This window comes from Brevundimonas variabilis, assembly GCF_014199945.1.
GTDB lineage: Bacteria > Pseudomonadota > Alphaproteobacteria > Caulobacterales > Caulobacteraceae > Brevundimonas > Brevundimonas variabilis.
On record NZ_JACHOR010000001.1, the window covers coordinates 933,350 to 946,433 of the forward strand.

Consider the following 13,084-nt stretch of genomic DNA (forward strand, 5'->3'; position numbering starts at 1 on the left):
CCCGGCCTACTGCGTGACCGGGGACTCCTCGGGCGTTTCGGATGCGGGCTCTGACCGGGGGAACAGCGGCGGGCGTTCAGAGTCCCGGCTTGAGCTCGGCAGGTCTATCCCGATGCCCCGGATGGCCGGCCCGACAGAGAACGGCGTAAGGGTGTAGGACCAGCCTCGGCCCGTCCGGAAAGCGGCATCCATGTCGCGCGACAGGCTGTCGGCCAGATCCGCCATGTCTTCATTGCCGCGAATGATCCTTGGGGTGATCAGGATAAGCAGTTCGGTGCGGCGGCCTTCGACGGTGTTGTTCTGAAAGGCCGAACCGACGATCGGAATGTCCTTCAGGAAGGGTACGCCACTGTTCCCCTTGCTGTAGCTGTTGCTGATCAGCCCGCCCAGGACCCCGGTCCAGCCGTCCGCAATGGCGATCTGGGTCGAGACGCTGCGGTTCAGAATGGTCGGGCTGGAGATACCGGGGATCGCATCCTGACCGACTTCCGAGATTTCCTGATTAACGATGATGTCCACACGGTCGCCATAGACGACGGGCGTCAGCTCCAGGATGACACCCGTCTGACGGTACTGGACGCTCTGCAGGACGTCCGATCCATTGTTGCCCGACTGAAAATCGGTTGCCCGCTGCGACGTGATGATCGGCACATCCGTACCGACCTGGAACCGTGCAGGGACGCCACTGCGGGTGACCAGTTGCGGCCGCTGCAGGATGTTCACGCGATTGTTCGAGGCCTGGGCGTTTAGCGCGGCGCGGAACTCGGGCCCGGTGAACGTCAGAAGGAGGCCGGCACCGCCGAGATCGATCCCCTCCGTTCCACCCGTCGCAATACCGTCGCCTCGCACCTCGGTGCCGAAGAGATTGACGCCGAGGCTGGTTTCATCGGTCAGGGTCACTTCCGCGACCATGACCTCGATGGCGACCTGGGGTGCCGGCGTATCCAGCGTCCGCAGCAACTGTCGCAAGGAGGCGAAATCGGTGGCGGTCCCGGTGAAAAGGATGCGGTTGCTGCTGGTGTCGACGAGGATCCGGCCGCCCAGATACTGTCCGGCCGCGCCCTGGGTGCCGGTCGACTGCACACCGGGCACAGTTGGCTGGGCTCCGTCGATCCCGGTGGCGGGGGGCCTTCCGGGCACACCCACCGGCGTGGGCGCGGTGTTGGCCGAGGGGGCCTGGCCCATGGCCAGTTGACCCAGGGACTGGGCATCGGTGTTGCGGACTTCGTAAACAAAGGTCGAGCTCTTGTCGCCGAGGACGGCAGGCCGGTCCAGCTGCTGAAGCCAGAACTCCACCCGCGCCAGAAGAACCGGATCCTTGGTGAAGATCAGCAGCTGACTGGAGGAGGGGAACGACAGGATGACGATCGACCGGCCTGCCAGTGCCTGACGACTGACGATATAGCCCTCTGTCACCAGGGCATTTTCCAGGGCGGAGGCAAGGGCTTCAGGGGGGACGTAGACCGGCTCGACCCTCAGGACATCGGCGCCTGCGAACCGGGGCTGATCGATCTCGCGAAGGACACGGACGACCTGCTGGACCTCGCGGGACGATCCGGAAATGATCAGGCTGTTCGACAGCTGATCGACCGTGATCCTTGCGCCCCCGAGGTTGGGGAACAGGTCGGTCAACAGCCCCTGGATTGCGCTGACTTCGATCGTCTGCACCGGGAAGAACTGGACCACGCGGCCCGCGCCGTCCGTTGACTCCCGTCCGCGGGTGAGGGACGCGCCGATGTCGCTGGTCTGGCTGGCCCCGACCGTGACGAAGCCGCCTTCGATGTAGACCTCGATCCCGTACTGCCGCAGGGCCTGCTGCGTCAGGCGGAACAGGTTGCGCTTGGTCAGGGTCCCGCCGGTACCCCCGGAAATGATTTCCGGGCGGGTCGAGACGTCTGCTGTCAGGGTGTAGGGGACGCTCAGGAGTCCACCAAAGACGGTCGCTGCGAACTGGGGAACGGATTGCGGTGCCAGATTGGCGTCGACCAGATCGTCCGACACCAGGGCGTCGATCTGCGCCGCAGTCGCGGGGAGGCGGGACGGAGCCACCGGCGCGGACCCCGTCGGAATACGAAGGCGCTCGGGCTGCGTGCCGGGGGCCGCGTCAGTCGCCGTCCCGCTGGCCGGGTCGACGTTATCGCCTGTGACCGGCGCGTCGGGGCGGGAAACCGACGTCTCCAGCGCCGGAAAGGCCGCACAGCCGCAGATCAGCAGAAACGGCAGCAGGCAGGTTGTCCTGCCAAGTGTTCGTATCCGGTTGCCACGGCTGCCCGTCATGTTGGTCTCCTCGAACTCAGCGGTACAGCCGGACCCGACGGGTTTCGCGACCCCGTACCAGGCTGACTGAATCCGCAGAAATAGCGTTGATGCGCCAGCCGTCCCCATAGGCGTCGCCTATGACAATGGCCCGGGTTTGCGGCCCCGGTGCGGCAGGGTCGCTGATCAGGGCCTGGTATCGCTCGGTCCCGGGCTCACGTTCGATCGCGCGAAGGGCTGCGGCGAACGTCACGGCGACGTCCGGAGGCGGCGGAGGCGGCGGAGGTGGCGGAGGGGTGGGCGGGGGCGGGATGTAGGGCGGCGGAGGGTCGGATCTCAGAGTGCGAAGAAACCGGACGGCCTCGGTGGTGCTCTCGCCCGGCCGCAAGGTCAGGCCCCGGATTGTCGCTCCGCCACGCGTCACGCCAAGAGGCTCCTCGGGGCGCCCCGGGAAAGACCATCCGAGCATCAGTGCCATTGCAAGGAACAGCGGGATCAGAACCGCCAGCCACCGGGTCAAGACGACACCTCCGGCTCTGAGATCTCGACCGGGAAGGCCATTTCGATGGTGACGGATCCGGGAGCGGAGACCGGCATGTCCGGGTTGAGCGGCGGCGGTGGCAGGCGATAGGCGAAGCTCGTGACCCGGAACCCTTCAGGCCAGCCGGCAACCGCGTCCATGACGCCAAAGACGCCGCTCCAGGAAAGGTCGGCCTGCACCTGGGCGCCGAGCCATTGCAACGGCCCTTCCGTCTCCGCTTCCTCGTCCGTGGTCACGCGGGCATTCGCAAGATTTGCCGCCGCGGCCGTCTCGACCAGTCTTTGCTCGATGCGGACGCGGGCGACCTCGATGTTGGAGGCTTCGAATCCCCAGCTGTTCATGTCGTCGAATGCAGCTTGACCGGTCGGATCCGCAGCCACCCGCCGTGCCGAAGCCAGCGCGAGCCGTGCGGAAGCCCGATCGGTCGTGGCCTCGATGAAGGCCTCTTCCTGCTGGGTCCGCCAATCCAGCGTCGCGACCGGCGCATAGAGAAAGGCCGCGAGCGCGAGCCCGCCGAGCAACAGACGCTCACGGCGGGTCGTGCGATCCAGACGTGCGCGCAGGACGCCCGCCTGTGCGCGCGCAGACGCCAGAAAAGCGATCCACCTAGCTTGCAAATTCGTCCCGTCTTGTCCGCGACCGCGCCCGGGCGCAGCATTTCGCATCGACCGCTCCCCAGCCGTCGGCTATAGCAGGCCGCTAAACCCTGTAATAGCTCAGAGTTTCAAGGGTCGTCCCGTGCTCCACTACAAACTGCAGTTTCTATCGACTCTCAAGACGTTCGTTCGTGCACGCCCGTCACACGCGAGATCATCGCGATCCGGTTTCAGCCTGCTGGAAATTCTGGTTGTTCTGGCGATCATTGCCCTGATCGCCGCCGTGGTCGGCCCCCGGCTGTTCGCCCAGCTGGACCGTTCCAAGACGACAACCGCGCGGTTGCAGATCCGGTCGCTCGAGGCCGCGCTGGAGACCATGCGCCTGGATATCGGACGCCTTCCGACCGAGCAGGAGGGGCTGGATGTCCTGATACAGGCGGATCCGAGCCAGGTTGCGGGCTGGGCGGGCCCCTATCTGGACAAGGCGCTGCCATCGGATCCGTGGGCCCGCCCCTATGTCTATGTCCCGCCGCCCGCCGACGCGACCGGGGCCCCCGGTGCGCCGGATTCCAGGGCGCGCGTCATCAGCTATGGTGCTGATGGAGCCGTCGGCGGCGAGGGCGTGAATGCCGATGTCAACTCCGATCAGGCGCGCTAGACCAGATCATCGGGCCGGCTTCTCCCTGATGGAGATCCTGGTGGTTCTGGTCATCTTCGCGCTCAGCACAGCCGTCATCATGCCGAGCATGTCCCGGATGCTTGATCAGGCGACCGCGCACGCCGTGTTCTTCGATTTTCAGAAGCAGGTGTCGGACCTGCGGCGCGAGGCGAACCGGACCGGCGAGCCCCTTCGCATCCTCGATCCGGCTGCGGCGGAGGCCCTGCCTCAGCCAGCGGGAGAGGAACTGCCAGATCGGGATCTGGACAGGGTGCTCGAGCTTCGCGATCCGTGGACCTATACGATGGCACCGGCACTGGAGATCGCGGAGGGCGGCGTGTGCTCGATCACGTCCGCCAATCTGGTTCACCAGGACCGCGTCGTGATGACTCTCCGGACGCTGACCGATGACTGCCGGTTCATTCGTTCAGTGACAGGGGCGGTGCCGCCTCGCGCACCTGCATCTCGATGATCAGGGACTGACCGGCCGCATCGGAGCGTGGTCTGACGTCGAAGAAATAGCCCGAACCCTCGAACTCGGCCACCAGCTCGTCTGAACGCCGACCCGCCGCATAGGGCAGGGTCAGGGTCAGAATACCATCGAGCACCTCCACCGCCGTGGGTGTCAGATCATACAGACTGACGATCGCGATCGCGGCACCGGTGGCGCTGAGGGGATTGGTGCGTTCCTCGACCTGCCGGTAGGCCGTCAGTCGTTGACGATCGGTCTCGAGCCTTGCGGTCAGGCCAGCGCGAGGGGTTGCGAGGCGAAGCGCTTCTGTTTCATCCCGTATCGTTTCGACGTCCGAGCGGAGCGCCAGGCCCTGACCCAGCAGGAAGACAGTGAATCCTGCCAGCACGGTTGCCGCGCTGCCGGCCGCAAGGCCCATCACCTGATTTCGGCTGAGCTCGGCCATGACCAGCGAAAAGGCTTCGCTGTCAGGCGCGATCGGCAGACTCACCGGGATCGGGGGAAGCTCGGGAGCGGGATCGGCTCCCCGGACCAGGCGGATGAACGCACTCCAGCTTGGCTGATCGAACCGGTCGGCGCGCCAGGTTGATGCCATCAGGCCAGCGGGCGACCAGTACTGGGCTTCGAAGCCCTCTTTCAGCTGAACAATGCGCCAGCCCCTGCCTGTGGGCTGTGCCAGGGTTTCCGGCCGCAGCGAAGCCGTGCTGGCGATCGCCCGACTGGCCAGCAGCGGTGCGATCCGCTCGAGATCCCACCACCAGACGCCGTAATCAGTGCCGCAGCGGATCAGGCGTGATCCGCCGGCGACATAGGGAGACGCTGCCCGTGCGTGAAGCCGGGCAGCCTGAAGACGACGATTCTTCGGCAGGCCGGAGGTCTCGAACAGGGAGAATGTGCAAAGGTCCCGCGCCAGAAGAACGATCGGCGATCTCAGGCCCCCGAGCGCAGTCGGAGACCGCAGACGGGTCAGTTCGCCATCGGCGCGGAGCCGCTCAACGCGTGGGATCAGGAAAGGGAGTTGCATCGGTTTTGGGGGCCACGGCTCGCCGTGGAGCCTCCGTCTGTTCGGTCTGGTCAATCCAGAAGGGTTGTTCGTTGCCAGTGGGCGTCAGGGTCAGTCGGCCTCTGTAGGTCCACGGCGAACGACTGTCATGAATGGTATAGACCATTCGCCGCGTCGGAAAGGTATAGACACGCTCAGGATCACCAAGGTTGGCTTGCCCGGTGACGGTTTCGAACGCGTTGATCGACAGGAACGGAGCCTGACGACGAGCCCTGATCGCGGCCTGGGCCTGTTCCGCAGAAAGCCCGAACACGACCGCGATGGCTGCAGGCGTCATGGTGTTCACATTCACGCCGTTCGACGTCCGATCATATACGAGGTCCGGCCGGATCCGGCGCCATAATGCGGGATCCACCGCCGCCCGGGCTCCCTTCACCGACAGCCATTCGCTTGCCCGGCGCAACGGGCGATTTGCCGGGCCGTCTGTACCGTATTGCGCGGCCTCGGCGCCGTCGATCTGGCGCAGATCGTCGGTGTCCACATAATCCCTGAAAGCGGCAATCAACTGCGGTGCCTCGTTTTCCGCGACCCCGATGAGACCGAAAAGGCGACGCTGGGCAAACGAGTCGAGTGCCGCCAGGTTGATCAGGCCCGCCTGATCCTGAATTTGAATCGTCAGGGACTGGGGCGCGGCCAGGTCGTAGGAGCGCCCGTCCAGATGAAGATGGCTCGGTGTGCCGACGCCTGCGTTTGCGTCTTCGGCCAGGCTGGCTGTGTCGAACACATCGAGCGTGCGCTGTCCCCCGATGACGATGCTCTGGCTATCGATCGGATTGGTCGCCGCCAGATAGGCAATCGCGGCCTCGGCGGTCATCGCGCCCTGCATGAACCGGATGCGGTCACGTGCCGATCGGGCCTCGGCATTGAGGCTGGCGAGGGCCGTGATGGCCACCAGAAAGACAAGGGTCACCACCCCGGTCACGGCGAGCACAGCCGGAAGTGCAAACCCGGCGCGGGGACGTAGCCTAGTCGAGATCATCGCGCGCCCAGGTTTGTGGCCGGCCCGATCCGGCGGTTTCGACAATGTCCTGCATTCCTGGTCCGGTAAGGCGGATCCAGACCCGCGCAGAGCGGGGCTCGGCAAAGCGGTCTCCCTGCGCCGTGCGCCAGGTGTCGGACCAGGTCGAGCCGGCGTCGGAGGAATACTGGAACCCGCCCCGCGCTCCGGGGCCGGACGCGAGGGTCACGCGACGGCCATTGGCTTGGCAGACGACGGAAATCAGCCCGTCGCGCTGTTCGATCTCCAGCGCCAGTTCGCCAGCCCATCCCTGGGGCGCACACTGGGTCGCCCGTTCCATCACGGCCTCTCCCACCAATCGTGTGGACGTTCCCTCGACGGGACGATCGACCCCCTCAACGAAGGACCCCGCAGGCCTTACGGAATAGCTGCGCAAGAGACTGCGAAGGTCATTGGTCGACAGTTCGGTGTCCGCTGCCGCCATGGCCCGTCGCCCGAGTCCGAACCCGGTGTCGCCGGCCTTGATCCCGATGGAGAAGATGATCGCCAGAGCCATCCCGCCGATGGCGAGCACCACGAGGGCCTCGATCAGGGAAAACCCGCTGCGGGGGTGCAATGGCGGAACCATGGGCCTTCCTACCGCCTGTTGCGGCGGGTCCCAACCCTTTCCGTCATGCAACCGCCCCGGCTTCGCTTGGAGGCGCATCCGGCGCCTGCTATGTCTCGGTGCCTTTGGGGAAGTTGTTTGCGCACCATCGTTTCGATCATCACGGTTCTTGGACTGATCGTTGCCTTCTGGGCCGCGATCCTGACGACGGATGCCCAGTCTGCGCGCCAGCCCGGTCCGGTGACCCGCGCGCCTTCGCCGCGTGCTGAACCGGTCGTCACCGATGCAGACCGGCGGGCCCGGCTCGAGGCCCGGATTGTCAACTGGACCCGCACCGACCGGAAGCCTGTCTTGCAGGATGGCGCTCGTCACTCTGCGGTTCCGGTCAGGACAAGGGCTGAGCGCCAACAGCCTGTCTCCCGGACGGATGGAAATGGGTCTGGAGGCTCCGCGCGCCCCGAACCGGCCCTGCCTTTCGAGCCACAGCCTTCGGGCACGATCGCACCGCCGCCGACCACCTCATCGTTTGAGCGGACGTCCGGGGCGAGGGGTTACAGGGCCCCCCGGTTGGATCTCGTGACCATGCCGCGCGTGCCTGCGGATCCCATCGAGTGTCTGACACAGGCCATCTATTATGAAGCCCGCAACGAGAGCGAAGAGGGACAGGCCGCAGTTGCCGAGGTCGTGATCAATCGCTCTCGGGCCGGCAACTATCCGCGCGACATCTGCAAGGTGGTCTATCAGCGCAACAGCCGGACCTGTCAGTTCACCTTCACCTGCGATGGCTCGATCGGCCGGGGTGCAATCAACCGGACGGCTTGGTCACGGGCCGAGCGGATCGCACGCGAAGTGCATGCCGGTCGATCGGGTTTGTTGCCCAGAACCTCGGTCAACTATCACGCCAACTACGTCCGCCCGACCTGGGGTCAGCGGCTGGAGCGGGTTCGCCAGATCGGGGCCCATATCTTCTATGGTGCCGCCAAACCCGGTCATGCGACGCCAGGCAGCCTTGAACGTCGCCCCGAGCCGGCCCCGTCGACGGGCCTTCAGTTTGTTCGCATCGAAGCGCTTGATCGCGCCTTCGCCCAGGCGACCTCCGGTGAAGCCCAGACGCCCATCCCCCAGTCCACCACTCCAGCGGGCCCGTGACGCTACGGTCAGATCCCGCCTGCGAGGGGCATTGCCGTTGGGATAAAGCCTAGACCGACGTGGTTTCCGGCGTGTCGTCGGGCGCGCGAGAAATGTGACACCCCTCGAAGATCAGTCGCCCCTGGAAAAGCGGCTGGGTCAGCCAGATGCGGATTTGGGCAGGGGTGACCGCTACCCAGTCGCGGGCGAGCGTGATCGTGTACTGACCGGGCCTGGTCACAAAGACATTGTGCGACACAAAATCGCCCTCGTCGCCCCAGTCGAATCTCAAGGGAACGCGGCCATTCATTGGGTCGACCGTCAGGTTGATGCTGACCGTCCAGGATCCCTCGGGCAGGTAGACGAAGGGGCCGAACACCAGCACGCGCGCACGCCCGGTCAGGTCCATGTCCGACGCCCCGCCCTCCATCGCTTGGCCCAGAGGGTAGTTGAAGATGCCGGGCTCCCAATCGGCGGATGCTCCGATCGGGATGGGCAGGCGGTCGAAGATCTGCAGGGGTCGATGATCGGGAGCGGTGAGGTCCAGGTCGTCAACGGCCGCGCGTTCGACCTGACCCAGGCCGGGGAGATCGAGCCGGAGCGCTCTGGCGTCCAGGACATCGACCTGTGCGTTCTGGCTGGCGAATTTCGCGGACAAGGCAAGGCGAATGGAGGTGTGAACGAGGCTGGCGTGAGAGTACTGGGATACACCAAGGACGCCGCTCACCAGGCCGGCGGAGGTCGAAGTGTTCTCGGTAAGGACGATCCAGTGCGTAGGGTCCAGAGTTTCCGCCCCGTGGATCCCCGTCGTAAAATAGACCGCCGATCGATCGTGCGACCTTGGCCACTCCGACGGGACAGCCAGATCATGAGTGGTCCAGCCCAGGCTCTCTGCCCGGGCCCGGATCGCCGTCGTCCAGGCAATCTCGGTCGGGGACGGGAACTGCAGCACACAGAGCCGCTGCGGGATCGTCATGCGGCGCGCAGCCAAGTATAGATATCCACGGCCTCATGGACATCCTCGAAGATCTTGGCCTTGCCACTCTCGATGATCAGGGCCCGATCACAATAGTGGGCGATCATGTTCGTATCGTGCGAGGCCATAAGAAAGGCCCGGTCGCCGCGATGAGTGAACAGCTCGTCCTGGCATTTCTGGGCAAACCGTGCGTCCCCGACCGCCATGAGCTCGTCGATAAGGTAGCAGTCGAACTCGATCGCCAGGGACAGGCCAAAGGCCAGACGCGCCCTCATCCCCGAGGAATAGTGTTTCACGGGAAGTCTGAGCGACCGACCCAACTCTGCGAAGTCGTCGACCCGACCGATCATCTCATGGATCGGACGTTGGTAGAGACGCGAGAGGAATTTGATGTTGTCCAGTCCGGACAGGCTGCCCTGGAATGCCCCGCCAAAGCCGATTGGCCATGACGCCGTCATCTGCCAGTCGATCTGCCCTGAAGTGGGAGGCAGGACCCCACCGAGCATCTTGATCAGTGTCGACTTCCCCTGACCATTGCGTCCGAGAATGGCGAGCCGACCCGATCGGTCGAGATCGAAATTCAGTCCCGAAAATACGGGCCTGTGGCCCGTGGGATAGGTTTTGGATACGTCCGCCACACGCAGGCCTGGTGGGGCCGGCGGAGCCAGGATCAGGGCGTCATGCGTCATCAGACTTGCCGGTGTTCCTGCACACCGGCCCAGATCAGCCAGCCCACGCCATAGATCAGCATCATCGTGGCAAAGACGGTCAGGATTGCGAGCCACCGATGGGGCTCTTCGGCTTCGTCTGGCAGGCTGGGGCTGACGACGCGCTCAAGATAAAGGCTCTGGCGCCGACCTTCCTGCTGCGCGACCAGCAGGGCCGCAGAGGCGTTTTCCAGTTCAGCGAGGGCAAATTCGCGTTGTGCCACCAGGTCTTCATAGGCCCCGATCCTGGGAGCCAGGGACTCCTGGCCGCCTGCGATCTTGGCGCGCTCGGTGGCAATCTGCTGCTGGTAGGCCGCAATCCGGCTATCGATCGTCGGCAACTGGGGACTGGACGGCGCATCTGCGGCGACCTGGGCTCTCTCCGCCTGCAACTGGGCGACGGTCGAGAGCAGACCCCCGATCAGCGCGGATCCCTCGCGCGCGGCAAGGGTCGGGTCGATGAACTCTTCGCGGTTACGGAAGGCAGCGAGCTGGAGTTGGGCCTCCGAGAGTCTGGTCCGGGCCTCTTCCTGCGACAGGCGGGCATTGGCCACGGCATCTGTGTTGGATCGTTCGTTCAGACGATTGACGAGGGACTCGCCGCTGCTCAGCAGGGCCTCGGCCATGGCCTGGGCATCGCGTGCACTGAAGGCCTCAACCCGCAGCGTGCTCAGTCCCGTTGTCGAATCATAGCCCACCGTCAGAAAACGCTGGAACGCCTTGTACAGCCCTTCAAAGGTGTCGGCTTCGCCCGGACGTGGATAGCGGGACAGGAAGTCGGCACCGGGCGGAGCCAGCATCGCCTCGACGTCATACCGCTGGGTCAGCGCTTTCAGCCCGTCCCGTGAAGAAATGTATTCATGAACGGCAAAGGCATCCGTCTGGCCGGACGAGATGCCGACGCCCTGCAGGGCCACCCCCAACGACGAAGGGACATTCTGGTTCGGTGCGCGAACCAGGAAGCGAGCCTCTGAGACATAACGAGGCGAGGCGATCAGAAGATAATAGACCGCCGCCACTACGGTAGGCAGCAGGACCAGGATCAGGAAGCCGAGCGGAAGCCGCCGCCACAGGGGGGGCTTCGCCCTTTCGAAGGTCAGGGCCTTGGGAATCGGACCCACATAGTTGAGCTTGGCTTCAGTCATGGTCTATCCGTCGGGCGGGCTCTGCAAGCGCGGTATGTCGGGGTTTGTACTCGGAGCGTGATCATTCGACGTCGATGCGGTTGCGACTGATCGATATCAGCAAAAGTCCCAGTGCGATCATTACCGAACCCACAAGGAAGGCATATCCGGGGTCATAATAGGTTTTTACAAACTCCCCAAAAACACCGGCGCGCAACATCTCGATGGCGTGAGGAAAGGGGATGTACAGAAAAATCTTCCTGAACTCTTCAGGCAACCAAGACACCATTGTGAAGGCGCCTGAAAACGGAATCAGCAAGTAACTCAACAGCGGAACGATGCGTTCCATGGCTTCGAAGCGCATGCTCAGCCCGGCAATGATCAGTGCAAAGCCCTGCGCGATCCATGCAAGCAGCAGCCAGCCGCCATAGACGAGAAGAATGTCTTTCGGCAACTCGACTTGACCAAGGGCCAGCAGGACGACGTAGACGACGATGAAAGCAGCGGTGGCTCCAAGAAATTCCAGAAAGGCCCGCGCGACATAGATGTGGGTCGGTGAAATCTGCCGATGGTGCATGAGCCCCATATTGGCCTGAAGGGCCGCCGCAGCCTGTGAAATGAAGTGGCGGCAGAGAATGATCGACATGTAACCGGTCATGACAAACGGCGCGATCCGTACGCCGTGTTCGTATGCAGGCTTTGTCAGTATCCATAGGGTAAGGATGCCAAAGCAGAAGGCCAGCGGTTCGGCGATCAGCCAGACAAAGCCAATGCCCTCGCGGCCGAAGCGCGTGTTCATTTCGCGCATGACCAGAGCATTGATGATGCGCGCGTGCCGGAAAATGGGAGCGTCCGTCATTCTGGCCTTGTCCCATTCAGGCCCTGGTTCGCGTGGCCTGAGACATCGGCTCCGCCCGAACGCAACCGGTCCGCGGCAAGGCCTTTGCCGCGATTCAGGTCATTGAGGGTCGCAGGGATCATCAAGGCGCTCACGAGGCCGAGTTAGCACGGCGCAGAATCCGCCGTCGAGGTTAACGAACCCTCCACGCCCCTATGAATGGCGGGTTGAGGCGGTTTGGAGGCGATCGACCGGCTGTTCGTTGAAATTTTTGCTGTAACATCATGGCCACGATGGGCTCGCTCGTTGAAATCAGCCGAGTTTCACTCTCGACCGCCAACGGCAACGCTGATAAGGACGGCCACTGGCGGGGAGACCGCCGCATGATCAATCTACTGCGGAGGGCTCACCCCCATGTTCACCAAGACCACATTCATGGCCACCACAGCTGCCGTGGCGCTGGCCCTTTCGGCCGGTGCCGCCTCGGCCGAGCCGGACGGCTGGTACGGCGCGGTTGACGCCGGCTATCACGTCATCGACGACATCAACACCGAGTCCTCGACCACGGGCGTCAACTGGAACTGGGAAGTCAACGACGGCTGGGCTGCGTTTGCGCGCCTGGGCTATCGCTTCAACCCGAACTGGCGTGTCGAGCTCGAGGGCGGCTACCGCTCGGGCGACATCGGCACCGTGCGTCGCACCAACAACAACGCCCCGTCGGGCCTGTGCAATGTCACCCCGGCAACGGGCGGCTGCTTCTCGCCGGACGGCGACATCGAATCCACCACCCTGATGGCCAATGTCATCTATGACATCGGCGGCGAGTACTGGGGCGTGCGTCCCTTCGTCGGCCTCGGCGTCGGTGTGAACCGCGTCAACACCGATACCGTCGGCATCCTGCGTCAGCCCAACCGCGTCGGCGCTCCCGCCTTCGCCGCCGACGACAGCTCGACCAAGTTCGCAGCCCAGGCCCTGGCCGGCCTGTCGTATGCCGTGGGTGACCGCGCCAACATCGACCTGACATACCGTTACCTGACGGGCGACATGGAGTTCCGCACCTTCACATCGACCGCCGGATCGGCGCTGGGTGATTTCGAAGGCGACTACGACCAGAGCCACACCGTGACCCTGGGCCTGCGCTACGCCTTCGGTGCTGACGA

The 13,084-nt window shown here is 64.4% G+C and carries 14 protein-coding genes; 4 read left to right on the forward strand and 10 right to left on the reverse strand.

What is annotated here, in order from left to right; genetic code table 11:
• Positions 1 to 6: 6 nt before the first annotated feature.
• The 3 genes from GGR13_RS04510 to GGR13_RS04520 are packed head-to-tail and all read right to left on the reverse strand — an operon-like array spanning position 7 to position 3,414.
• Positions 7 to 2,277 (reverse strand): secretin N-terminal domain-containing protein, encoded by a 2,271-nt coding sequence (locus tag GGR13_RS04510; protein WP_183212220.1) that lies wholly within the window; start codon positions 2,275 to 2,277, stop codon positions 7 to 9.
• A 16-nt stretch (positions 2,278 to 2,293) separates the two neighbouring features.
• Positions 2,294 to 2,776, reverse strand: a complete 483-nt coding sequence (locus GGR13_RS04515; RefSeq protein WP_183212221.1) for a hypothetical protein — start codon at positions 2,774 to 2,776, stop codon at positions 2,294 to 2,296.
• The gene (locus GGR13_RS04520; RefSeq protein WP_183212222.1) at positions 2,773 to 3,414 is read right to left on the reverse strand and encodes a hypothetical protein; all 642 of its coding nucleotides are present in this window, start codon (positions 3,412 to 3,414) and stop codon (positions 2,773 to 2,775) included. The genes GGR13_RS04515 and GGR13_RS04520 overlap by 4 nt, the downstream gene beginning before the upstream one ends.
• A 121-nt stretch (positions 3,415 to 3,535) precedes the next feature.
• Between GGR13_RS04520 and gspG the strand changes: the two genes are divergently transcribed.
• Complete coding sequence (gspG, locus tag GGR13_RS04525; RefSeq protein ID WP_343060293.1) at positions 3,536 to 4,051, forward strand: type II secretion system major pseudopilin GspG; 516 nt, start codon at positions 3,536 to 3,538, stop codon at positions 4,049 to 4,051.
• Complete coding sequence (locus GGR13_RS04530) at positions 4,026 to 4,523, forward strand: pilus assembly FimT family protein (protein WP_281380537.1); 498 nt, start codon at positions 4,026 to 4,028, stop codon at positions 4,521 to 4,523. The genes gspG and GGR13_RS04530 overlap by 26 nt, the downstream gene beginning before the upstream one ends.
• Here the strand turns inward: GGR13_RS04530 and GGR13_RS04535 are convergent.
• Genes GGR13_RS04535 through GGR13_RS04545 form a run of 3 tightly spaced genes read right to left on the reverse strand, consistent with a single transcriptional unit; the run spans position 4,471 to position 7,172 of the window.
• Positions 4,471 to 5,547, reverse strand: coding sequence for a hypothetical protein (locus GGR13_RS04535; RefSeq protein WP_183212224.1), 1,077 nt, complete (start codon positions 5,545 to 5,547; stop codon positions 4,471 to 4,473). The two genes, GGR13_RS04530 and GGR13_RS04535, sit on opposite strands and share 53 nt — an antisense overlap.
• Positions 5,516 to 6,496 carry a type II secretion system protein GspK gene (locus GGR13_RS04540; protein ID WP_183212225.1) on the reverse strand — a complete coding sequence of 327 codons (981 nt, stop codon included), beginning with the start codon at positions 6,494 to 6,496 and terminating at the stop codon, positions 5,516 to 5,518. Before GGR13_RS04540 ends, GGR13_RS04535 begins: the two co-directional genes overlap by 32 nt.
• 55 nt (positions 6,497 to 6,551) lie before the next feature.
• Positions 6,552 to 7,172, reverse strand: coding sequence for a pilus assembly FimT family protein (locus GGR13_RS04545; protein WP_183212226.1), 621 nt, complete (start codon positions 7,170 to 7,172; stop codon positions 6,552 to 6,554).
• A gap of 117 nt (positions 7,173 to 7,289) precedes the next feature.
• Between GGR13_RS04545 and GGR13_RS04550 the strand changes: the two genes are divergently transcribed.
• Complete coding sequence (locus GGR13_RS04550; RefSeq protein ID WP_183212227.1) at positions 7,290 to 8,300, forward strand: cell wall hydrolase; 1,011 nt, start codon at positions 7,290 to 7,292, stop codon at positions 8,298 to 8,300.
• 49 nt (positions 8,301 to 8,349) lie between these two features.
• Here GGR13_RS04550 and GGR13_RS04555 read toward each other — a convergent pair whose 3' ends face one another.
• From GGR13_RS04555 to GGR13_RS04570, 4 genes are all read right to left on the reverse strand, one after another.
• Positions 8,350 to 9,270, reverse strand: a complete 921-nt coding sequence (locus tag GGR13_RS04555; protein ID WP_183212228.1) for a hypothetical protein — start codon at positions 9,268 to 9,270, stop codon at positions 8,350 to 8,352.
• The gene (locus GGR13_RS04560; protein ID WP_183212229.1) at positions 9,252 to 9,944 is read right to left on the reverse strand and encodes an ABC transporter ATP-binding protein; all 693 of its coding nucleotides are present in this window, start codon (positions 9,942 to 9,944) and stop codon (positions 9,252 to 9,254) included. Before GGR13_RS04560 ends, GGR13_RS04555 begins: the two co-directional genes overlap by 19 nt.
• On the reverse strand, positions 9,944 to 11,107 hold the full coding sequence (locus GGR13_RS04565; protein ID WP_183212230.1) for a KpsE/RkpR family capsule polysaccharide export protein: 1,164 nt from the start codon (positions 11,105 to 11,107) through the stop codon (positions 9,944 to 9,946). The genes GGR13_RS04560 and GGR13_RS04565 overlap by 1 nt, the downstream gene beginning before the upstream one ends.
• A gap of 61 nt (positions 11,108 to 11,168) precedes the next feature.
• Complete coding sequence (locus tag GGR13_RS04570) at positions 11,169 to 11,945, reverse strand: ABC transporter permease (protein WP_183212231.1); 777 nt, start codon at positions 11,943 to 11,945, stop codon at positions 11,169 to 11,171.
• A gap of 393 nt (positions 11,946 to 12,338) precedes the next feature.
• On the opposite strand from GGR13_RS04570, the gene GGR13_RS04575 reads away from it, so the two are divergent.
• A partial coding sequence (locus tag GGR13_RS04575; protein WP_183212232.1) for an outer membrane protein occupies positions 12,339 to 13,084 on the forward strand: 746 nt, incomplete at its 3' end.

What these genes read in the sequence shown, in the direction of transcription:
- GGR13_RS04560 (WP_183212229.1), bottom strand. Translation starts at nt 9,944, where the DNA reads ATGACGCATGACGCCCTGATCCTGGCTCCGCCGGCCCCACCAGGCCTG.
- GGR13_RS04510 (WP_183212220.1), bottom strand. Translation starts at nt 2,277, where the DNA reads ATGACGGGCAGCCGTGGCAACCGGATACGAACACTTGGCAGGACAACC.
- GGR13_RS04570 (WP_183212231.1), bottom strand. Translation starts at nt 11,945, where the DNA reads ATGACGGACGCTCCCATTTTCCGGCACGCGCGCATCATCAATGCTCTG.
- GGR13_RS04530 (WP_281380537.1), top strand. Translation starts at nt 4,026, where the DNA reads ATGTCAACTCCGATCAGGCGCGCTAGACCAGATCATCGGGCCGGCTTC.
- GGR13_RS04535 (WP_183212224.1), bottom strand. Translation starts at nt 5,547, where the DNA reads ATGCAACTCCCTTTCCTGATCCCACGCGTTGAGCGGCTCCGCGCCGAT.
- GGR13_RS04545 (WP_183212226.1), bottom strand. Translation starts at nt 7,172, where the DNA reads ATGGTTCCGCCATTGCACCCCCGCAGCGGGTTTTCCCTGATCGAGGCC.
- GGR13_RS04565 (WP_183212230.1), bottom strand. Translation starts at nt 11,107, where the DNA reads ATGACTGAAGCCAAGCTCAACTATGTGGGTCCGATTCCCAAGGCCCTG.